Genomic DNA, 21030 nt, shown 5'->3' with positions numbered 1-21030 from the left:
CCACGGATCGCCCCGGAGGACCACTGACATGACCCTTCCCCTCTCCCATCCCGCTCTGTCCGCGACCGACCCCGAGCTCGCGGCGCTCGTCGGCGCGGAGGAGCAGCTTCAGGCCGACACTCTGCGGCTCATCCCCAGCGAGAACTACGTTTCCCAGGCCGTGCTGGAGGCTTCCGGCACGGTCCTGCAGAACAAGTACAGCGAGGGCTACGCCGGCCGCCGGTACTACGAGGGTCAGCAGAACATCGACCAGATCGAGCTGCTCGCCGTCGCCCGCGCCAAGTCGCTCTTCGGCGTCGACCACGCCAATGTCCAGCCGTACTCCGGCTCCCCGGCCAACCTCGCCGTCTATCTCGCCTTCGCCGAGCCCGGCGACACCGTGATGGGCATGGCCCTGCCGATGGGCGGCCACCTCACACACGGCTGGGGCGTCTCCGCCACCGGCAAGTGGTTCCGCGGTGTGCAGTACGGCGTACGCCACGACACCGGTCTCGTCGACTTCGACGAGGTGCGCGAACTCGCCCTGAAAGAACGGCCCAAGGTCATCTTCTGCGGCGGCACCGCCCTGCCCCGCACCATCGACTTCGCCGCCTTCGCGGAGATCGCCCGCGAGGCCGGGGCCGTGCTGGTCGCCGATGTCGCGCACATCGCCGGCCTGATCGCGGGCGGTGCCCACCCCTCGCCCGTGCCGCACGTCGACGTCGTCTCCACCACCACCCACAAGACCCTCCGAGGGCCGCGCGGTGCGATGCTCATGTCTCGCGAGGAGCACGCCAAGGCCATCGACAAGGCTGTCTTCCCCGGCCTGCAGGGCGGGCCGCACAACCAGACCACGGCGGGCATCGCCGTCGCCCTCCACGAGGCCTCCCAGCCCTCCTTCCGCGACTACGCCGCGCAGGTCGTCGCCAACGCCAAGGCGCTCGCCGGCGAACTGCTCGCCCGTGGCTTCGACCTGGTCTCCGGCGGCACCGACAACCATCTGATCCTGATGGACCTCACCTCCCGGGACGTCCCCGGCAAGGTCGCGGCCAAGGCGCTCGACCGTGCCGGGATCGTCGTCAACTACAACACCGTGCCCTACGACACGAGGAAGCCCTTCGACCCATCCGGCATCCGCATCGGTACGCCGTCCCTGACCTCCCGTGGTCTCGGCGTGGAGCACATGGCCGCTGTCGCCGCGTGGATCGAGCGGGGCGTCACGGCCGCCGGAAAGGGCGACGAGGACGAGCTCACCGCAATCCGCGCGGAGGTGGCGGACCTGATGACCGCCTACCCCGCGCCGGGCCTGACGACCTGAGGGCCTGAGCCCGCCCGGCCCGGCGTCCGTCGCTCCGGGCCGTGCCGCCGTCCCGCACGCCCCACCTGCGGCGGACACCGCCAGTTGTCCAGGAGTTGCCCGCGTGGGCCCGGTTCGAGTGGCGTGCACTGCCGCCGAACGGTGGGCGCGGGAGACGGGCGGCCGGCGGGCGGCGGCAGAGGGCCACGGCCGCGCCGGCTGCCACGCCTGGGAGTGACCACCACCAGCCGGTGGTGGTCGCCGGGTCCGCCCCGGCTGCCTCCGGCGCTTGCGGCGCCGGCGCGGCGGCGCCCCGGTCCTGCTCCCAGGCGGACGGACGGCCCGCCACGCCGCTGGACAGTGACTTCGCGCCCGCCACGCCGCCGGACGGTGACTTCGCGCCGGCCACGATCCGGAGCAGCCACGGCCTGAACGCCGCCCCGTCCCGGAAGCGCCCCGGCGCCTGATACGCCTTGAGGAACGCGCTGTGCACCACGTCCTCCGCGTCCGCGCGCGCTCCGAAGGCCACCGCGGCGCGCAGCGCGACCGCCGTGTGGGCGCGGACCAGCTCCGCGTACGCCTCCGGCTCTCCGGCGCGCACACGAGCGATCACCGCGCCCTCGGCGTCGACGATGCGGCCCCCTCCGGACCCCGCTCGAGGGTCCCCTCCCGCGTCCTCACACCTTTGATGCACCGGCGGCCGGAGATCGGTTCCACACCTGAGAGAATGGTGTGCATGGCCTCATCCCGACCCCGCGCGCTCTCCGGTATCCAGCCCACCGCCGGTTCGTTCCACCTCGGGAACTACCTCGGTGCCATCCGGCAGTACGTTGCGCTGCAAGAGACCCACGACGCGTTCTACATGGTCGTGGACCTGCATGCGATCACCGTGCCGCAGGACCCGGCCGAGCTGCGTGCGAACACCCGACTCGCCGCGGCCCAGCTGCTCGCGGCCGGCCTCGACCCCGAGCGCTGCACGCTCTTCGTCCAGAGCCACGTCCCGGAGCACGCCCAGCTCGGCTGGGTCATGAACTGCCTCACGGGCTTCGGCGAGGCCTCCCGTATGACCCAGTTCAAGGACAAGTCCGCCAGGCACGGCACGGACCGGGCCACCGTCGGTCTCTTCACGTATCCGATCCTGCAGGTCGCGGACATCCTGCTGTACCAGGCCGACGCCGTGCCGGTCGGCGAGGACCAGCGCCAGCACGTCGAGCTGACGCGTGACCTCGCGGAGCGTTTCAACGGCCGCTTCGGCGAGACGTTCACGGTCCCTGCGCCGTACATCGTCAAGGAGGTCGCCAAGATCTACGACCTCCAGGACCCGTCGATCAAGATGAGCAAGTCGGCCTCCACGCCCAAGGGCCTGGTCAACCTGCTCGACGAGCCGAAGACGACCGCGAAGAAGGTCAAGAGCGCGGTCACCGACACCGACACCGTGATCCGCTTCGACGCGGAGGAGAAGCCGGGCGTGAGCAACCTGCTCACCATCTACTCCACCCTCACGGGTGCGACGATCGCCGATCTGGAGCAGAAGTACGAGGGCAAGGGCTACGGTGCGCTCAAGACCGACCTGGCCGAGGTGATGGTCGACTTCGTCACACCCTTCAGGGCCCGTACGCAGGAGTACCTGGACGACACCGAGACGCTGGACTCGATCCTGGCCAAGGGGGCGGAGAAGGCCCGTGCGGTCGCGGCGGAGACGCTGGCGGACGCGTACGACAAGTTGGGATTCGTCCCCGCGAAGCACTGAGCCGGAAAGAGTCGAAGGACGTGTGTCCAGGGACTCTGGCCTTACCGAGGGTGCAGCCGCCACACTGGCGGCTGACCCGCTCACCGATCCGTACCGACAGCTTCCGCACCGACAACTGAGGAGAACGACGTGGGGACCGTAACGCTCGGCGTTTCGATCGCGGTCCCGGAGCCCTACGGCAGCCTGCTCCAGGAGCGGCGCGCGGGCTTCGGGGATCCCGCCGCGCACGGCATTCCGACGCACGTCACCCTGCTGCCGCCGACCGAGGTCGATTCCTCGATGCTGCCGGCCGTGGAGGCGCACCTCGCGGCTGTCGCGGCGGCCGGCCGGCCGTTCCCCATGCGGCTCTCCGGCACCGGTACCTTCCGCCCGCTGTCGCCCGTCGTCTTCGTCCAGGTCGTCGAGGGCGGCGCGGCCTGCACCTGGCTGCAGAAGCGGGTGCGGGACGCCTCCGGTCCGTTGGTGCGCGAGCTGCAGTTCCCGTACCACCCGCATGTGACCGTGGCCCACGGCATCTCCGAGGAGGCCATGGACCGGGCCTACGAGGAGCTGTCCGAGTACCGCGCGGGGTGGACCTGCGCGTCCCTCGCCCTCTACGAGCAGGGAGCGGACGCCGTGTGGCGCAAGCTCAGCACGTTCAGCTTCGGGGGCGGCATCTCCGGTGTGCCCACCCAGGGCGCACCGGTCGACGAGCACGCCACCAGTCTCTGACCCGCGCCGGCAACGGTCACCGTCGGTGGCGGTCCACAGCGGCCCGGCGTGCCGCGGGCCTGCGGCGGGTGACGGCGGGTAGGCGTACCGCATGGACTGGCTGATCAAGCTTCCCGTCGTCGGCCCGCTCGCGCAGCGGCTGATGCGCACCCATGCCTGGCGGTCGTACGAGACGCTCGACCGGGTCCACTGGACGCGTCTTGCGGCCGCGGTCACGTTCCTCAGTTTCCTGGCGCTCTTCCCGCTGATCACCGTCGCGGCGGCGATCGTCGCCGCGACCCTCGACCAGCAGGCGCTGGACAAGCTCGACGACCAGCTGTCCGACCAGGTGCCGGGTATCTCCGAGCAGCTCGACATCGACGGCCTGGTCGCCAACGCGGGCACGGTCGGCGTCGTCGCCGGCGCGCTGCTGCTCCTGACGGGCGTCGGCTGGGTCGGCTCCATGCGGGAGTGCCTGCGGGCCGTGTGGGGACTGGACGACGTGGACGAGGGCAACCCGGTGGTCCGCAAGATCAAGGACGTGGGGGTGCTGGCCGGTCTCGGCGGCATCGGCCTGGCCTCGTTCGCGGCCTCGGCGCTCGGCTCCACGACGGTCGGCTGGACCGCCGACAGGCTGGGCCTTGAGGACGGCGGGATCGGTGGGGTGCTGCTGCAGATCGCCGCCGTCGCCGTCGGTGTGGTGGCGAACTTCCTGATCCTGCTCTACGTGCTGACCCTGCTGCCGGGAGTCCAGCCGCCGCGCCGCCGGCTGGTGGTGGCCGCGCTGATCGGCGCGGCCGGTTTCGAGCTGCTCAAGCTGCTGCTCGGCGGTTATATCAGCGGTGTCGCGTCACGGAGCATGTACGGCGCCTTCGGCGTCCCGATCGCGCTGCTGCTGTGGATCAACTTCACGGCGAAGCTGCTGCTGTTCTGCGCCGCGTGGACGGCGACGCGGAGCAGCGACGAGCAGCCCGCCGAAGAGCAGGCCGCCCATGACGTGAAGCCCGCTACGGACGCGGGTCGCGACGCGCCCGGTTCGGCAGCGGCCACCGGCGCCTGATCAGGAACATCGCGGTGCCGAGACCTGCCAGCACGGCGCCCGCGACGCTCAGTGCGACGCCGATTCCGCTCGAGCCGGCCTGCGAGGCGGCGACCGGGTCCGCCGCGTCGTCCTTGTCCGCGTCGCCGTTCTTGACGGGTTCCGGGTCCGGGGACGCCGGTTGCGCCGACGTCGGCGGGACCAGCTCACCGATCGGCGTCACCTTGCCGGACGCCGCGAAGCCCCAGTCGAGCAGCCTGCCTGCCTCCTTGTAGACGGCCATGCTCTCGTCCGAGTCCGGGTGCATGACGGTGACCAGCAGCACCCTGCCGTTGCGCTCGGCGACACCGGTGAACGTCGATCCGGCCTGGGTGGTGCTGCCGTTCTTGACCCCGGCGATGCCCTTGTACGGGGCGATGCCGTTCGAGCCGGTGAGCAGCCGGTTGGTGTTCTGGATCTTGAAGGTCTCGCGCTTCTTGCCCTTCTTCGCCTCACCCGGGAAGTCGGCGCTCACCGTCGAGCAGTACTCGCGGAAGTCCTTCTTCTGCATGCCGCTGCGGGCGATCAGAGTGAGGTCGTACGCGGACGAGACCTGGCCGGGGGCGTCGTACCCGTCGGGGGAGACGACCTTGGTGTCGAGCGCCTGCAGTTCCTCCGCGTGCTTCTGCATGTCCACGACGGTCTTGTCGATGCCGTCGTTCATCGACGACAGGACGTGGACGGCGTCGTTCCCGGAGCGCAGGAAGACCCCGAGCCACAGGTCGTGCACCGTATAGCTCTGGTTCTCCTTGATCCCGACCAGACTGCTGCCCTCACCGAGGTCCGAGAGGTCCGCGGGGGCGACCTTGTGCACGGTGGTCTTCGGCAGCTTCGGCAGCAGTGTGTCCGCGAAGAGCATCTTCAGCGTCGACGCCGGGGGCAGCCGCCAGTGTGCGTTGTGGGCGGCCAGCACGTCTCCGCTCTCGGCGTCCGCGACGATCCAGGACCGGCCGCTGACCTCCTTGGGCAGGACCGGCGCACCCGGGCCGAGCCGGACCTGCGTGCCCGGCTTGGCGAGCTGCGCGCCGCCGACCGAGGACATCATCGCCGGAGGCTTCGGCTTCTTGCGGTCCGGGTTGTTGTCGTGCGTGGCCGCGAACGAGGGAGCAGCGGTCATCGCGGGCAGCAACGCGGCGGCGATGACCGTCAACGCGGTTCGTCGCGCGGTGGTTTTCAGTGCAGACACGGACGAGAACGTACAGGGCCGCGTTGAAAATATGGAGATCGGACCGCCATTCGGCCTACACCGGCCTCGGGACAGTTCACCCCGGAGAACCCGGTCGGACGACGGCCGCGATACTTGCTTCATGAAGCTCAGCCGGTCCGTCTCCTGGTTCCTGCTCGCATTCGGGGTGTGGAGCTGGTTCATCTGGATCACTTTCGTCAAGAACCTGTGGAGTGACGCCAGCGGGCTCGCCTTCGACGACGCGGGCGACCCCACCGGTTACTTCTGGGTCCATCTGCTGCTCGCCGTCACGTCCTTTGTTCTGGGGACGGTCATCGGGGTCATCGGGTTGCGCGGCGTGCGCGCGCTCGGCGGCGAGCGCGGCCAGGACACGGAAAACGGCTAGGGGACAGGGAGCCGATCGTGGCGGCAGTCGTCGTGTTCGTGATCATTCTGGTTGTCGCCCTGCTCGCCGGGGCGCACTGGTACGTGTGGCGGCGCCTCGTCCGTGACACGACCGCGCGGGGCGGCAGTGCGCGCAGGCTCGGTACCGCGGCGGCCTGGGTGTTGCCCCTGCTGTCCTTCGCCGCCCTCGTGTCGGGCCGGGCGGGGGCGCCGTTCTGGCTGGAGCGGATCCTGGCGTGGCCGGGGTACCTCTGGCTCGCGGTACTGCTCTACCTGGTCCTGGCACTGCTCGTGGGCGAGGTGGCCCGCCCCCTCCTCCGCAGGGCCCTCGACCGCCGTGCCGCGCCTGCGGATCACCCGAACGAGACCGCCGCGGCCGGGGCCACGTCCGTCCCGGCCGGGGTCGCCGTCCCACCGCGGGCCGGTGCCGCCGGGCAGGGGCCCCGTCCGGCGGGCGCCGCTGCGGCGGTCGCCGTCGACAGCCCACCGGCTGCCGGGCGGTCGGCCGGCCCTGAGGGACCGCAAAGTGCCGCGGGCGACGTGCCGGGCGCGGCTGCGAGCGACAGCCCGGTCGTCGCCGGGGTCGCGAACCGCGGCGCCGACGAGCCGGGCGCTGCCGGTCCCCGTGGGGAGGAGCCCCGCCCGGCGGGAGACGCGCTACCGGCCCCCGGCGCCGTGTCGCGGCGGGTGTTCGTCTCCCGGATCGTCGGGGGCGCGGCCGCCGCCGCTGCGCTGGGGACCGTCGGGTACGGGACGTACGGCGTGCTCCGCGGCCCCCGCGTCAAGCGCGTCACGGTGCCGCTCGCGAAGCTGCCGCGCGCCGCCCACGGTTTCCGTGTCGCCGTCGTCAGCGACATTCACCTCGGGCCGATCCTCGGCCGCGCCCACACGCAGCGCATCGTCGACTCGATCAACGCCACCCAGCCCGACCTTGTCGCCGTCGTCGGCGACCTCGTCGACGGCTCGGTCGCCGACCTGGGGTCCGCTGCAGAACCGCTCGCGCAGCTCCGCGCCCGCCACGGCTCGTTCTTCGTGACAGGCAACCACGAGTACTTCTCCGGTGCCGACGAGTGGGTCGACCACGTCCGTGAGCTCGGCCTGCGGCCGCTGCGCAACGAGCGCGTCGAGATCGCCGGCGGCTTCGACCTCGCAGGCGTCGACGACGTGGCCGGTGAGGACGAGGGTCAGGGCCCGGACTTCGTACGGGCTCTCGGCGACCGTGACCGTTCCCGCGCCGCCGTGCTCCTCGCGCACCAGCCCGTCGTCATCCACGACGCCGTCGAACACGGTGTGGACCTCCAGCTGTCCGGTCACACCCACGGCGGCCAGCTCTGGCCCGGCAACTTTCTGGCCGAGCTGGCCAACCCCACCGTGGCGGGCCTGGAACGGTACGGCGACACGCAGCTGTACGTGAGCCGTGGCGCGGGCGCCTGGGGGCCGCCGGTGCGGGTGGGGGCGCCGTCCGACATCACCGTCGTACAGCTCGCGTCGCGCCAGGCGTAGGCGCCGCGCTCAGGCCGGGCGTGAGGCGAGGCGTCAGGCCTTCTTGCGGGCGGCCACCGTCTGCGCCATGCCGGGCAGGAAGTCGGTGAACAGCTCGTGCACCTCGCGAACGAGCGGGCGCAGCACCCGGAAGCGGGCGAGCGCCACGCCCCGGGCGGTCAGCCGGGCGCCGCGTTCGGCGAGGCGCCTGCTGCGTTCGCTGTTCTCCGAGCGGTCGAAGACCCAGTACAGGACCAGGCCCATCTGGGAGAGCCACATCAACTCCGGGAGGATCTCCCGCAGTTCCTCGGCCACCTTCGACTTCGACCCGGCCAGCACCTCCCGGTGGACGTCGATGGCGGCCTCGCGGGCGTGTTCCGACTCGGGGGAGAAGGGGCTGAGCGGGCTCTCCGGGTCGGCCGCGTTCTTGAAGAACTGGGCCGCGAACTCGTGGTACGGCGCGGCGATGTCCAGCCAGGCGGTGAGCACGCCGGCCATCCGGGACTCGAGGTCGGTCTCCTTGTCCAGCACGGGCCGGACCGCGGCCTGGTGCTCGGCGGCGATCCGGTCGTAGAAGCCCTGGACGAGGTGCTCCTTGGAGCCGAAGTAGTAGTACGCGTTCCCTACCGAGACACCGGCCTCCTTGGCGATGGCCCGCATCGTCGTCTTGTCGTAACCGCGCTCCTGGAAGAGCCGGAGCGCGGTTTCGAGGATGAGCGTGCGGGTCTGCTCGCTCTTGGGGGCCTTCGCTTCGGTAGGGGAGTTCGCTTCAGTCACGGTGCCCGAGCCTAGTCGGGTACCGAGCACCGGTCGTCGCAGGGAGCGACACCCTCCGCCCCCGCGACCTCCTCCGCCCCCGCGACCACGGGGGCTCCCGTCGCCCCCGCCCCGGTCGCCTCGCGGTACTTGGCCGCGGCGAGCATCGTGACCCGCACGAACGGGGCGCCGGCCGGAGTGGCGAGCCAGTGGGCCTTCGGCCGGTGCTCGGCCAGTGCCCAGAGGCAGACGATCCAGGCGGCCTGGCCCGAGTAGATCTGGCCACGGTCGCCGATGACGGTGATCTCGCGTTTGGTCCGCGCGTGATCGAGCTGCGGGTACCTGTGCCGTGCCTCGGCCGAACCCGCGGGCACCAGGCGCAGCGGCACGAGCTGCGGCTGGCGCAGCAGCCAGCTCCGCAGGTGCACGCACAGGGAGCAGTCGGCGTCGTAGAGGACCGTCAGAGCCCGGACGGCGGGGCGCATCGGGGTCACGCTCCGGTGGGGCGGGTGGCGGGCGCGGCCCACGGGCCCGCGGGGGTCTGCGGCGTCCAGCCCTGGGGTCCGACCGGCGGGGTCTGCTCGCGCTCCATCACCCGACGGCGGCGGATCTTGTTGAGCACGTAGACGTTGCCGAGGTGCATGATGCCGAGGACGAGCAGGACGACTCCGATCTTGACCGACAGGGCCTCGAAGAGACCGCGGGTCTCGGTGATCTCGTCGGCGGACCGGAGGTAGAGCGCGATGAAGCCGAAATTCACGAGGTAGAAGCCGACCACCAGAAGGTGGTTCACGGCATCCGCGAGCTTCTCGTCCCCCTTGAGCACGTCGGCGAGGAAGATCCGGCCGTTCTTGCTGAGTGTGCGTGCGACCCAGGCGGTGAGCCCGACGCTGATCAGCAGGTAGACGACGTACGCGACAACAGTGAGGTCCATGCCCCACCCTCCTTGAACATGTTCAAAAGCTGGCGGTCATGACTGTAGACCTGCCGTTGAACATGTTCAAGTCATGGTCGTCCCCGGCGCGGGCGGGCGGAAAAGGTGAGCGTGCCGTGCGCGCCGGGCCCTAACCTCGCCCGGATGACGCTCTCCTACGACGAGGCCGGTGAAGGCGCCCCGGTCCTCCTGCTCCATTCATCCGTGTGCGACCGGCGGATGTGGGACGCCCAGTTCCAGGCGCTCGCGGACGCCGGGCACCGCGTGGTGCGCTGCGACCTCCGGGGCCACGGCGCCACACCGGTGGCCGACCGCCCGTACACGGACGCCGGCGACGTCCTGGGGCTCATGGACGCCCTCGGCATCGAACAAGCAGCCCTGGTCGGTTCCTCGTTCGGAGGCCGGGTCGCCCTGCTGGCGGCCGCCGACAGCCCCCGGCGGGTGACCTCGCTGGCGCTGCTGTGCGCAGCCCCGCTGCCGGATCAGGAGGCGAGCGCCGAACTGGCCGCCTTCGGCACCCGGGAGGACGCGCTCCTCGAAACGGGCGACCTGGCTGCCGCTGCCGCGTTGAACGTGGCCACCTGGCTCGGTCCGGACGCCGACGAGGCGGCCGGGGACGCCGTGTACGGGATGCAGCTCCACGCCTTTGAGATGCAGGCAGCGGCGGAGAAGGCCGTGTCGGCCGAGGGCGCGCCCCATGTCCTGTCCGGTGAAGGAGTCACCGAACTGCCCGACTTCTCGGCGATCGAGTCACGCTGCCTCGCCGTGTCCGGCGCCCACGACCTGCCGGACTTCCGCCGGGCGGCGGCACGTGTCGCGGGGCTGCTGCCGAACGCCCGCCATCTCGAACTGCCCTGGGCCGGCCATCTTCCGGGCATGGAGCGGCCTGCCGAGATCAGCGCCCTGCTGACCGGCTTCCTGGCGGGAGCGGGACGCCCGGCGGGCGCGAGCGCCGCCTGACGGACCCTGCCGGTCGGGAGGGCGCGCGTGATCCGTGAAGGGGTGCGGAAGCTCCGCGAACGGCGTGTCGTCCGGCGCACCACCGTGGAGGCCGGTCCCGGCCCGAATGTCGGTGGCAGGACCTAGAGTTCGGGCATGGCAACGGTGACCTTCGCCGGCGGGACGGCGTCAGGGGCGGGCGGCCGGGCCCCAGGACACGGGGCTGTGGCGTACCGGCCGTCGCCGTGGGAGAGCCAGGACCGGATCGACTACGTGGGGCGTCTCGCCGCAGAAGGAGACCCCGGCGCGCTGGTGGCCCACCTGCTGTACGCCAACGGCTGCGAGGGCCACGGCGCGGTCTCCCGGCTGCGTGCCATGCCCGAGGCGCGGCGCAGGGCCTTCGCCGGCGCCCTCCTCGAGGCCGTGAGCGTCCCCGGCTGCCCCGGGTCCTGCGGGAGCAGGGCATGGTGCTGCTCGCCACAATCTCGCGCGGCTTCGTGCGCGCCTCCTGGTGCGACGAGTGGACCGCACTGCTGGAGCACTGGGCCGCGCACTGGTACACCATGGGCACCGACGACGGACCGCCTCCGGTGGCCGAGGCGCTGCTGGACGCGGGGCTCCCGCTCTCCGACGCGGTGGTCGGGATGCTGCGCAGATCGGCGCTCGAAGGACACGACTGGGCGGCCCTGCTGCTCGAGCGGGTGCCTCTTCCGCTGCTCAACCCGGGAGAGCCGTGGGCCGACCGTATCCGCGCCGACCTGCCCGTCCTGGGCGACCCCTGGCCCGCTCTGGTCGCCCATCTGCACGCGGCGCCCGCCGCCCCCACCGGGCGCTGGGACAAGGCGGCGAGAGGTCTTCTCGACGGCATCGACGCCCAGACCGTCCGGCGGACCGTCACTGCGTGGGCGGCCCTGGCAGCCGAAGGCGGCCGGGCGGAGGGCGGTGGCTACGATCCCTGTGACGTGACCGCGGTCCGAGGTCTCGCCTGGCTGCTGTCCCTGCTGCCGCCGCACCCCGAGTCCGTCCGCACCCTCGGCGCCCTCGTCGAACGGCCGCCCGTCAAGGCCGTCGTCGCCGGTGCCGCGGTCCGGGCACTGGCCCGTATGGAGGGCGGCGCCGGGCATGCGGAACTGTCCCGGCTCGCCGACCATGTCTCCCACACGGTGACGCTGAGAAGGATTCGGCGTGCCCTCGCGCCATGAGGGGCGCTCACACGCCCGGGGTCACATGCTGCTCAGCGAACGCGCGTAGTTGATCTGCCCCATCACCATCTGGAACGTCTGAGGACCCTGCGCCGGGATCATCGTCGAGTGGTGCTTGCCACCGCTGGTCACGGTGACCTGGATGAAGCCCGTGGTCGTCTTCTCCTTCATCAGCAGGAACAGCAGGCCCAGCAGGCAGAAGATGAAGAAGACGATCGCGAGCACGATGGCGTGCGTCGGGATCTTCTCCTCGGTGCGCGACATGTCCGTCGCGTTCCACACGGCGCCCTTCAGCGGCATGGTGCCGGCCGGGGTGACGATGGAGTCACCCATCACCGTGATGTCGCCGATCGACACCAGCGGCGCTCCGCCCATGGCGGCGGGAGGACCGGTGTACGGCACCGGGACCCCCGCGGGCTGGGTCTGGGCGTAGGCCGGGGTCTGATCCTGGGGGTAGCCGTAGCCCGGCGCGGGGTTGGGGTAGCCGTAGGCAGGCGTGCTGCCCGGCGGCTGGGTCGGGCCCCACTGGTACTCGGGCTCCCCGTCCTTGTACGGATTGGGCGTCGTCATGTTCTCGTCCCCGCTTTCCCGCTGCGTCAGATCAGACGTTCCCCGATCCTGCCAGGTACGCCCCCGGTCGGTGAAGCCCGTACGGAGATACGGGCACGGGCCCCTGTTCCACACTGGGGAACAGGGGCCCGTGACACCACGTCACACGAGTTGCCGAAGTGTCAGAAGCGGCGCGTGATCAGCGCGCGCTTCACTTCCTGGATCGCCTTGGTGACCTCGATACCACGCGGGCAGGCGTCCGTGCAGTTGAACGTGGTGCGGCAACGCCACACGCCGTCCTTGTCGTTGAGGATCTCCAGCCGCTGCTCGCCGGCCTCGTCACGCGAGTCGAAGATGAAGCGGTGCGCGTTGACGATGGCCGCCGGGCCGAAGTACTGGCCGTCGTTCCAGAACACCGGGCACGAGGACGTGCACGCGGCGCACAGGATGCACTTGGTGGTGTCGTCGAAGCGCTCGCGGTCCTCGGCGGACTGCAGACGCTCACGGGTCGGCTCGTTGCCCTTGGTGATGAGGAACGGCATCACGTCGCGGTACGCCTGGAAGAACGGCTCCATGTCCACGACCAGGTCCTTGAGGACCGTGAGGCCCTTTATGGCCTCGACCGTGATGGGCTTCTCCGGGTTGATGTCCTTGATCAGCGTCTTGCAGGCGAGCCTGTTCTTGCCGTTGATCCGCATCGCGTCGGAGCCGCAGATGCCGTGCGCGCACGAGCGGCGGAAGGTCAGCGAGCCGTCGACGTCCCACTTGATCTTGTGGAGACCGTCGAGCACGCGCTCCTTCGGGTCGATCTCGATCTGGAAGTCCTGCCACTCCGCCTCGGCCGAGACCTCGGGGTTGAAGCGGCGGATCCGGAAGGTGACCGTGATGTACGGAGAGGCGGCCTTGGCCACTGCCTCGGCCTTGTCCATGACGGGGGTAGCCATCAGTACTTACGCTCCATCGGCTGGTAGCGGGTCTGGACGACCGGCTTGTAGTCGAGACGGATCGACTCGGAGCCGTCGTCGCCCACCTCGCGGTACGCCATGGTGTGGCGCATGAAGTTGACGTCGTCGCGGTTCGGGAAGTCCTCGCGGTAGTGACCGCCGCGGGACTCCTTGCGGGCGAGTGCGGAGACGGCCATGACCTCGGCCAGGTCGAGCAGGTTGCCCAGCTCGATGGCCTCCAGCAGGTCCGTGTTGAACCGCTTGCCCTTGTCCTGGATGGACACGTTGAGGTAGCGCTCGCGCAGCTCGGCGATCTTCTCGACCGCGGTCTTGATCGTCTGCTCGGTGCGGAACACCATCACGTTGGCGTCCATGGTCTCCTGCAGCTCCTTGCGGAGCACGGAGACCCGTTCGGAGCCGGTGGAGTTGCGGAGGCGCTCGACCTGCTCGGCGACGAACGACGCGGGGTTCTCCGGAAGGTCGACGTAGTCGGACTTCGCCGAGTACTCCGCGGCGGCGATGCCGGCCCGCTTGCCGAAGACGTTGATGTCCAGCAGCGAGTTGGTGCCGAGGCGGTTGGCGCCGTGCACCGAGACGCAGGCGACCTCGCCGGCCGCGTACAGGCCGGGTACGACGGTGGTGTTGTCGCTCAGGACCTCACCCTCGACGTTGGTCGGGATGCCGCCCATGGCGTAGTGCGCGGTCGGCTGGATCGGAATCGGGTCCGTGTAGGGCTCGATGCCGAGGTACGTACGCGCGAACTCGGTGATGTCCGGGAGTTTGGCGTCCAGCTGCTCCGGCGGCAGGTGGGTGAGGTCCAGGAAGACGTGGTCGCCCTCCGGACCGCAGCCGCGGCCCTCGCGGATCTCGGTGTAGATGGAGCGGGAGACGACATCACGGGACGCGAGGTCCTTCATGACCGGCGCGTACTTCTCCATGAAGCGCTCGCCGTCCTTGTTGCGGAGGATGCCGCCCTCACCGCGGGCGCCCTCCGTCAGCAGGATGCCCATGCGCCAGATGCCCGTCGGGTGGAACTGGAAGAACTCCATGTCCTCCAGCGGCAGACCGCGGCGGTAGCAGGCGGCCTGGCCGTCACCGGTCAGGGTGTGCGCGTTGGAGGTCACCTTGAAGAACTTGCCGGTGCCGCCGGACGCGTAGATCACGGCCTTGGCCTGGAAGATGTGGATCTCGCCGGTGGCCAGCTCGTAGGCGACCACGCCGGCGGACTTCCTGACGCCGTCGACCTCGGTGATCAGCTGGTCCAGGACGTAGAACTCGTTGAAGAACTCCACGCCCTCCTTGACGCAGTTCTGGTACAGCGTCTGGAGGATCATGTGGCCGGTGCGGTCCGCGGCGTAGCAGGACCGGCGGACCGGGGCCTCGCCGTGGTTGCGGGAGTGGCCGCCGAAGCGGCGCTGGTCGATGGTGCCGTTCGGGGTGCGGTTGAACGGCAGGCCCATCTTCTCCAGGTCGAGGACGGCGTCGATGGCCTCCTTCGCCAGGATCTCGGCGGCGTCCTGGTCGACCAGGTAGTCACCGCCCTTGACCGTGTCGAAGGTGTGCCACTCCCAGTTGTCCTCCTCCACGTTGGCCAGCGCGGCGGCCATGCCGCCCTGCGCGGCGCCCGTGTGGGAGCGGGTGGGGTAGAGCTTCGTGAGCACGGCGGTGCGGCTGCGCTTCGTCGCCTCGATGGCGGCGCGCATGCCGGCGCCGCCGGCGCCGACGATGACGGTGTCGTACTTGTGGATCTTCATGAGTGGATTACCTCAGCCCCGTGCCTAGCGGATGTTCGGGTCGAAGGTGAAGATCACCAGCGTGCCCAGAAGGATGGTGAACACCGTGGCGGTGTACAGCAGGCCCTTGAGCCACAGGCGCGTGTTCGGACGCTCCGCGTAGTCGTTGATGACGGTGCGAAGGCCGTTGGCGCCGTGCAGCATGGCAAGCCACAGCATCAGCAGGTCCCAGGTCTGCCAGAACGGGGACGCCCAGCGGCCGGCCACGAAGGCGAAGCCGATCTTGGAGACGCCGCCGTCGAGCACCAGCTGGATCAGCAGGTGGCCGATGACCAGGACGACGAGGACCACGCCGGACAGTCGCATGAAGAGCCATGCGGCCATCTCGAAGTTGCCGCGTGTCGAGCGCGGGGTCTTGCCGGTGCGCTTGCGCGGGGCCTCGATGAGCGGGGCCGGGTTGTCCACGTCATAGCGGCGTGCGCCTTCGACGGGACCGATCGCGGAAGTGGTGTCAGCGGACATTTCTGGCCTCAGCTCCCGAAGACTTCGCGGACGGCGTGGCCGAGCACGGGGTAAAGGGCGCCCACCATCAGTACGAACCAGATGGCCATCACGGACCAGAGCATCTGCTTCTGATAGCGCGGGCCCTTGGACCAGAAGTCCACGGCGATGACGCGCAGGCCGTTGAGCGCGTGGAAGAGGATCGCGGCCACCAGGCCGTATTCCAGCAGCGCGACGATTGGCGTCTTGTAAGTGGCGACGACCTCGTCGTATGCCTCGGGGGAGACGCGGACGAGAGCGGTGTCCAGCACGTGTACGAACAGGAAGAAGAAGATGAGGACGCCGGTGACTCGGTGAGCCACCCAGGACCACATTCCTTCCCGGCCGCGGTACAGCGTTCCAGCCGGCACGGAAGAACCCTCCGGGAGCGGGGATTGGGGCCTGCCGGCTTGGGGTGTCGGTCTGGCCCGGCCGGGTACGGTCCACCGGCCCTGGCCATCGTAGCGACGTGTTGTCGGTTCGTTGGCCTGGGGTCCACTGGTGTGATCAAACAGGCAATCAAACAGCCACGGACGGACCAATCCTCCATCCTTCGACCACGGCGGGCTGTCGACCGAGACGGAGGACGAACAGACCGGACGAACGGACCGGACTAGGTGACGACCCCCGCGACGCCGGTCCCCGTCCCCGGGTGGTCGGCCAGGGCGTGCACCAGCCGGGACCGGGCGAGGGCGCGCAGTTCCTCCGCGGAAATGGCCCGCTCCTCGTCCGGTTCATGGGAAAGCCTGCTCCGGATACCGGCCAGTACCTGGTCCAGGTACTCGTCGGGCCGGTAGGCGTCGAGACAGATGACGAACGCGTGTCCGAATCGGCTCTCGTAGGCCACGTGTGCCGCGGCGAGCGCGGTGTGGGCGGCCTGCGGGGCACTCGGCGGCAGTCCGGTGGACGACTCGCCGGCCAGGACCTCGTGGACGTCGCCCGGACTGAGGTCGTACCCGGCCTCGTCGCAGGCGGCGAAGAGGGACCCGAGGTCCGGGTAGGGGCGGTGCGCGACCACCCGGCGGGCCCAGCGGCGGCTGCCGCAGCAGGCGAGGACGGTCGCCTCCGCGGCGTCGGCCGGGGCGCTGTTGAAGTGCTCGAGCCCGGACTCCGCGCGACGCTGGGACGGTATGGGAGAGGGAGCGGCGACGCCCCGGGTGTGGTGGAGTGTCGGCGGTCGCTTCGGGAGGCCGGCGTGGGAATCGCTGGTCAGCGGGGGCTCCTCGAAGGGCAGCGGGACGGTGGGAAGGGAGAGAAGGGTGAGTCGTAACGCTATCGATATCGACGCGAAGCCGTCCGATGGATGCACGAATTTCACCCGGACGGGAGAGTTTGGGCACAGGTAATGGACGCAGAGGGGGTGCTGCTGCTTCAAGGGGGTTCACCGCTTATGGGAGGTATGAGAACGATGTGGTTCTCTCGCAGGATCCGTCTGATCGGTGCGACAACCGCCTCGGCCGCCGTCTTCGCCATGACGCTCGCCGGCTGCTCCGACGAAGGCGCCCCCGACCCGGGCGGCGCGCCACCGGACCAGGCGGGTACGACCTCTGCGGCCGCCGCCCCGGGCCGGACCCCCAGCCCCACCCGCAGTTACGCGCTCTCCGAGGAGCCCGCGACCATCCCCTCCGTACGCGCTCACCAGGCCGCCCGCGGCCCCGGCTGGAGCCGGACCGGCGACAGTGGCGTCGTCGTCGCGAAGGGCAGCGAGGCGCTGTCCGACGAGGGCAGGCTCCTCGCCCAGGAGCTGAAGCTGACCTACCGGGGCGCGGTCGCCGCCAGGGCCGGCGACGTGGAACTGGCTCTCGCCGGGGACGGCGCGGCCGAGTCGTACACGCTGACCACCGGTGGCGGTCGGGTACGGATCACCGGGCCGGACGAGGCCGGGGTCTTCTACGGCACCCGGACCCTGAAGCAGGCGGTGCGCTCGGGCGGCTCGATGCCGGAGGGTGTCGTACGCGACCGGCCGGACCGTCCGCAGCGCGGACTCAACCTCGACATCGCGCGCAAGCACTTCACGGCCGGGTGGATCGAGGACCGGCTGCGTGAGATGGCCGACCTCAAGCTGAACCAGCTCGGCCTGCACTTCTCCGACGACCAGGCCTTCCGCATCCAGTCCGACTCGCACCCCGAGGTGGTCTCCGAGCAGCACCTCACCAAGGACGAGGTCCGCCGGATCCTGGCGCTCGCCGACCGCCTCCACATCACGGTCTTCGGCGAGATCGACTCACCGGGGCACCTGGGCGCCGTGCTGCGGGCGCACCCGCAGCTCCAGCTCCGCAACACCCAGGGCGTGGCCAGGCAGGGCGCCATCGACATCTCCCAGCCTGACGCGGCACGGATCGTCGACGACCTGCTGCGCGAGTACACCGCGCTCTTCCCCGGCGCCTGGTTCCACGTCGGCGCGGACGAGTACCAGGCGCTGACCGTGAGCGACCCGGCCGCCTCCTATCCGCAGCTGGCCCAGGCCGCCCGCCAGAAGTACGGCGCGGGCGCCACCATCGAGGACCTGGCGGAGGGCTGGCTGAACGACCGCGCCGCGGTGGTCCGCGAGGCGAGGAAGACGCCCAAGGCATGGAACGACGGCTTCTTCAGCGGCGGAAAGGTCACCGCCGACAAGGGCATCGAGGTCGAGTACTGGACCGGGAAGGAGATCGGGGCGCGCCAGCCCGAGGAGTATCTGGCCGAGGGCCGCCGGGTGGTGAACCTCAACGACGAGTTCCTCTACTACGTGCTCGGCGAGCCCAACCAGTTCACGTACCCGACGGGCCGGCGTATCTACGAGCAGTGGACACCGCTGGTGCTGCGCGGCACGGAGGCGGTGCCCCAGCAGTACTCGGCCCAGATCCTGGGCGGCCGCTTCGCCGTCTGGTGCGACCTGGCGAACGCGCAGACCCAGGACCAGGTCGCGGCCGGAATCCGCCGCCCGCTGCAGGCGACGGCCCAGAAACTGTGGGACCCGCGGCAGCCGGAGCGGAACTGGCAGTCGTTCGAGCAGCTGGCACAGAAGCTCGGATGACGGGGACGATTCCCGGCCGCGCAGCCGGGGACGGACCGTCGCGGTGTGAGTCCGCCCGGGGGTGTGCGGGCTCACACCGCGGTCACGTCAGGACGGGTCAACGGCGCCTGGCGCGGGCCCAGTTCCTGTGAATGGAAGGTAACAGAGGTGTGGCGCATTTGTGCGCGAACGCATTGCGTCGGGGGTAACGTTCCGGCCACGCTGTGACGTAAACACGCCATCGGACGCAGTAGAGACAGGTACAAGGGCAAGTACTTCGTCCGCTACGGAAGGTGTCCGTATGACCTCCAAGAGCCTGACGGCACTCATCGCAGAGGCGGATGAGCGTGGCCTGGCCGCGAGCGGGCTCGCGTGTCTCGACCGCTGCCTGCCGCTGCTCGCGGCGGAGGACGACACCCTGCGCCCGCTCTGGGCCGGACTGGCCGGCGGCGAGGAGGACTGGGCCGGCGAACTCGCGGCGGCGCGCCGCGCCCTGGAGCACACGTCCCTCGACGACGAGGACGCCGCCCTGGTGCGCCGAATGCTCGGCGCGGCTCCCTCCGACTGGGCCACCGAGCCGCTGCGCGAATGGGCGGACGGCTGCTCCGTCGCCGCCCTCGAGGTGCACCGCCGGTTCGACATGGGCAACTGTGCGCCCGAGACCCTCGAACGCTGCCGGGAGGGCGACGCGGAGGGCGCCGGGCCGCTGGTGGCCGGGGAGTTGCGGCGCCAGGCGCAGATCCTGGAGATCCTCGCCGAACCGCCCGGCGGCAACGGCCTGCGCCATGCGCTCGAGGTGTCGACCGAGGGCCGCCGCGTCCTGCGCGCCGCGGTCTCGCGCCGGGCGCGCGTCACGGGCTGAGGCGGCGCGGTACGTCCGGCCGCCGGGCCGGACACGAGAAACGGCCACCCCCCACCACTGGGGCGGGAGGCGGCCGTCGGGCCGTGCGGGATCAGTGCGCGTACACCGACGCACCCGCCGTGCGGCGGATCTCCGGCAGCGCCGAGTAGAGCGTGGCGCCCGGGCACAGCGTGGCGAATCCGTCGCGATGGCCCGAGACGGTGTTGAGCGTGGCCTTCTCGCCGGTCTTGTAGACGCCCGTGTCCCCGGCCGCGGTGAGCGTCACCTCTGCCTCCGGGTCGACGCCGTGCAGGCCGAGCTTCCATGCGGCGATGTCGGCGATGGCCTGCTTGGCCGCGGGAGTGGGCGTACCGCCGTTCTCGTAGTCGCCGAGGAGCGAGACGCCGGACGAGTAGCCGTTGAAGCCGTACGTGTGGGCTCCGCGCACCGGCTTGTCCACACCGCCCGCGCGGCCCTCGAAGACCGTTCCGCACTTGTCGACGAAGAAGTTGTAGCCGATGTCGTTCCAGCCGTTGGTCTTCACGTGGTACGTGAGGATCGCCCGGATGATCGCCGGCGACTCGGTGCAGTCGTAGCTGTTCGTGCCGGCGGTGTGGTGGACGAACACCGCGTCGACCTTGTCCAGATAGGAGGGCGGGTCCGCGACGAGCGACTCGTCCGCGCCCCAGTCGGCCCGGCTGACGATCGACGGTGCGGCAGGAGCGGTCGGTCCGGTCGACTCGGCCGGATCGGGCTGAGTGCTCGGCTGCGTCGTGGGCTCGCCGGTCGGAGCGGCGCTGGGCTCCGCCGTCGGTTCCTGGCTCGGGGCGGAGGCGCTCGGTTCGGCCGTCGGCTCCTGCGGCTCCTCGGTGACCGGAGGCGTCGGGGCCGTCGGGTCCTCGGTCGGGGCGCTGGGCCGAGCGGTCGGCTCCTGGCTCGGGGCGGGGGCGCTCGGTTCGGCCGTCGGCTCCTGCGGCTCCTCGATCGGCTCCTCGGAGGGGGCCGGCGCCGTGGGCGAGACCGGCTGATCGGTGGCCGGTGCCTCCGTCGGCTCCGACGAAGCTCCGGTCGGCTCGGGGGCGGTGCTCGGCGCGGTGCCCCCGCCGGTGGACGAGGGGCTCGGTGCCGCGGTGTCCGTCTTCTTGGGCTCGGCGGACGGCTTGCTCGTCCCGTTCTCCTTGCCCTGTCCCCTGCCGGTGTCCGTCCCGCCCGGGTCGATCATGTCGAGCCGCAGGGCCTGAGGCACCGCGGTCTCCTTGCCGCCGGCCGCCACACGGGCCTCGACGGCGTCCGACGGTCCCACCCACAGGGGCTCGGAGGCACCTCGGACGCCCGAGGCGTCGCCCTCCTCCGACTCCGGGGCCCGGATGTCGAAGTCGAGATCGCGCCAGTCGGTCCAGGTGCCGTCGTCCGCGCTGCGGGTGCGTATCTGCGCGGTGCCCTCGAAGTCGTCGGCGCTGTCCTCCCAGGAGACGCCGACGAGCGAGAACAGTTGCGTCTGCGTGCGCGGCAGTTCGCGCTTCTTCGCGTCCTTGCCGTCCAGCGCCAGTGTGTGGGCCTTCGCGGCACGGGAGTTGTCGTCGGCGCCGGTGCTCTCGGAGCCGCCGGTGACGGCGACGGCCGTCACCCCCGTGCCCGCCAGGACCACTGCCCCCGCTGCCAGCCAAACGGCCTTCGGTGCTCTTCTCGCCCGCCGCGCGCGAGTCCCTCTCGGATTCATGCCCATCCCTCGTAAACCTCGTACGCGCATC

21 protein-coding genes and 1 pseudogene are annotated in these 21030 nt (G+C 70.8%); 10 read left to right on the top strand and 12 right to left on the bottom strand.

Features of this window, described 5'->3' with window-relative positions; all coding sequences use genetic code 11:
- The first annotated feature begins 28 nt into the window (after positions 1–28).
- The gene (glyA, locus tag IE198_RS14960) at positions 29–1297 is read left to right on the top strand and encodes a serine hydroxymethyltransferase (RefSeq protein ID WP_189886669.1); all 1269 of its coding nucleotides are present in this window, start codon (positions 29–31) and stop codon (positions 1295–1297) included.
- Positions 1298–1675: 378 nt separating this feature from the next.
- On the opposite strand, the pseudogene IE198_RS14955 reads toward glyA, so the two are convergent.
- Positions 1676–2014: pseudogene (locus IE198_RS14955) on the bottom strand (RNA polymerase sigma factor); the annotation flags it as partial.
- Here IE198_RS14955 and trpS point away from each other — a divergent pair.
- The 3 genes from trpS to IE198_RS14940 all read left to right on the top strand — a co-directional run bounded on the left by trpS (position 2013) and on the right by IE198_RS14940 (position 4776).
- Positions 2013–3026 (top strand): tryptophan--tRNA ligase, encoded by a 1014-nt coding sequence (trpS, locus tag IE198_RS14950; protein WP_189886667.1) that lies wholly within the window; start codon positions 2013–2015, stop codon positions 3024–3026. The pseudogene IE198_RS14955 and the gene trpS sit on opposite strands and share 2 nt — an antisense overlap.
- Before the next feature lie 129 nt (positions 3027–3155).
- On the top strand, positions 3156–3737 hold the full coding sequence (locus IE198_RS14945; protein ID WP_189886665.1) for a 2'-5' RNA ligase family protein: 582 nt from the start codon (positions 3156–3158) through the stop codon (positions 3735–3737).
- A gap of 91 nt (positions 3738–3828) precedes the next feature.
- Positions 3829–4776 carry a YihY/virulence factor BrkB family protein gene (locus IE198_RS14940; RefSeq protein ID WP_189886663.1) on the top strand — a complete coding sequence of 316 codons (948 nt, stop codon included), beginning with the start codon at positions 3829–3831 and terminating at the stop codon, positions 4774–4776.
- Here IE198_RS14940 and IE198_RS14935 read toward each other — a convergent pair.
- Positions 4724–5911, bottom strand: coding sequence for a D-alanyl-D-alanine carboxypeptidase family protein (locus IE198_RS14935; RefSeq protein ID WP_373299874.1), 1188 nt, complete (start codon positions 5909–5911; stop codon positions 4724–4726). The genes IE198_RS14940 and IE198_RS14935 overlap by 53 nt on opposite strands.
- A gap of 190 nt (positions 5912–6101) precedes the next feature.
- Between IE198_RS14935 and IE198_RS14930 the strand changes: the two genes are divergently transcribed.
- Positions 6102–6365, top strand: a complete 264-nt coding sequence (locus IE198_RS14930) for an SCO4848 family membrane protein (RefSeq protein WP_189886659.1) — start codon at positions 6102–6104, stop codon at positions 6363–6365.
- 14 nt (positions 6366–6379) lie between these two features.
- Complete coding sequence (locus IE198_RS14925) at positions 6380–7867, top strand: metallophosphoesterase (protein WP_373299873.1); 1488 nt, start codon at positions 6380–6382, stop codon at positions 7865–7867.
- 33 nt (positions 7868–7900) lie between these two features.
- On the opposite strand, the gene IE198_RS14920 is transcribed toward IE198_RS14925, so the two are convergent.
- From IE198_RS14920 to IE198_RS14910, 3 genes are read right to left on the bottom strand one after another with little or no spacing between them, the layout of a single operon-like run.
- Positions 7901–8623: a TetR/AcrR family transcriptional regulator gene (locus IE198_RS14920; protein WP_100108702.1), complete on the bottom strand. Its 723-nt coding sequence runs from the start codon at positions 8621–8623 to the stop codon at positions 7901–7903.
- Positions 8624–8634: 11 nt separating this feature from the next.
- The gene (locus IE198_RS14915) at positions 8635–9087 is read right to left on the bottom strand and encodes a thiol-disulfide oxidoreductase DCC family protein (protein WP_189886657.1); all 453 of its coding nucleotides are present in this window, start codon (positions 9085–9087) and stop codon (positions 8635–8637) included.
- Positions 9088–9092: 5 nt separating this feature from the next.
- Complete coding sequence (locus IE198_RS14910; RefSeq protein ID WP_189886655.1) at positions 9093–9536, bottom strand: hypothetical protein; 444 nt, start codon at positions 9534–9536, stop codon at positions 9093–9095.
- Positions 9537–9680: 144 nt separating this feature from the next.
- Between IE198_RS14910 and IE198_RS14905 the strand changes: the two genes are divergently transcribed.
- Positions 9681–10496: an alpha/beta fold hydrolase gene (locus tag IE198_RS14905; protein ID WP_189886653.1), complete on the top strand. Its 816-nt coding sequence runs from the start codon at positions 9681–9683 to the stop codon at positions 10494–10496.
- Positions 10497–10939: 443 nt separating this feature from the next.
- Positions 10940–11677 (top strand): hypothetical protein, encoded by a 738-nt coding sequence (locus IE198_RS14900; protein WP_189886651.1) that lies wholly within the window; start codon positions 10940–10942, stop codon positions 11675–11677.
- A gap of 21 nt (positions 11678–11698) precedes the next feature.
- Here IE198_RS14900 and IE198_RS14895 read toward each other — a convergent pair whose 3' ends face one another.
- The 6 genes from IE198_RS14895 to IE198_RS14870 all read right to left on the bottom strand — a co-directional run bounded on the left by IE198_RS14895 (position 11699) and on the right by IE198_RS14870 (position 16656).
- Positions 11699–12247, bottom strand: a complete 549-nt coding sequence (locus IE198_RS14895) for a hypothetical protein (RefSeq protein WP_189886649.1) — start codon at positions 12245–12247, stop codon at positions 11699–11701.
- Between the two features lie 161 nt (positions 12248–12408).
- On the bottom strand, positions 12409–13170 hold the full coding sequence (locus tag IE198_RS14890) for a succinate dehydrogenase iron-sulfur subunit (RefSeq protein ID WP_189886647.1): 762 nt from the start codon (positions 13168–13170) through the stop codon (positions 12409–12411).
- Positions 13170–14924, bottom strand: a complete 1755-nt coding sequence (gene sdhA / locus IE198_RS14885; protein ID WP_189886645.1) for a succinate dehydrogenase flavoprotein subunit — start codon at positions 14922–14924, stop codon at positions 13170–13172. Before sdhA ends, IE198_RS14890 begins: the two co-directional genes overlap by 1 nt.
- 24 nt (positions 14925–14948) lie before the next feature.
- The gene (locus tag IE198_RS14880) at positions 14949–15425 is read right to left on the bottom strand and encodes a succinate dehydrogenase hydrophobic membrane anchor subunit (protein ID WP_189886643.1); all 477 of its coding nucleotides are present in this window, start codon (positions 15423–15425) and stop codon (positions 14949–14951) included.
- An 8-nt stretch (positions 15426–15433) separates the two neighbouring features.
- A complete protein-coding gene (gene sdhC, locus IE198_RS14875; RefSeq protein ID WP_005313117.1) occupies positions 15434–15814 on the bottom strand; it encodes a succinate dehydrogenase, cytochrome b556 subunit in 381 nt (126 codons plus the stop codon).
- A gap of 242 nt (positions 15815–16056) precedes the next feature.
- The gene (locus IE198_RS14870) at positions 16057–16656 is read right to left on the bottom strand and encodes a 2-oxo-4-hydroxy-4-carboxy-5-ureidoimidazoline decarboxylase (protein WP_189886947.1); all 600 of its coding nucleotides are present in this window, start codon (positions 16654–16656) and stop codon (positions 16057–16059) included.
- A gap of 195 nt (positions 16657–16851) precedes the next feature.
- Here IE198_RS14870 and IE198_RS14865 point away from each other — a divergent pair, with 195 nt between their 5' ends.
- A complete protein-coding gene (locus IE198_RS14865) occupies positions 16852–18459 on the top strand; it encodes a beta-N-acetylhexosaminidase (RefSeq protein WP_189886641.1) in 1608 nt (535 codons plus the stop codon).
- A 280-nt stretch (positions 18460–18739) separates the two neighbouring features.
- The gene (locus IE198_RS14860; protein ID WP_189886639.1) at positions 18740–19300 is read left to right on the top strand and encodes a hypothetical protein; all 561 of its coding nucleotides are present in this window, start codon (positions 18740–18742) and stop codon (positions 19298–19300) included.
- 91 nt (positions 19301–19391) lie between these two features.
- Here IE198_RS14860 and IE198_RS14855 read toward each other — a convergent pair whose 3' ends face one another.
- On the bottom strand, positions 19392–20906 hold the full coding sequence (locus IE198_RS14855; RefSeq protein ID WP_229833955.1) for a peptidoglycan recognition protein family protein: 1515 nt from the start codon (positions 20904–20906) through the stop codon (positions 19392–19394).
- Between the last annotated feature and the right edge of the window lie 124 nt (positions 20907–21030).

Source organism: Streptomyces xantholiticus (assembly GCF_014651015.1).
Lineage (GTDB): Bacteria > Actinomycetota > Actinomycetes > Streptomycetales > Streptomycetaceae > Streptomyces > Streptomyces xantholiticus.
This window is presented reverse-complemented; position numbering and strand designations above follow the sequence as displayed.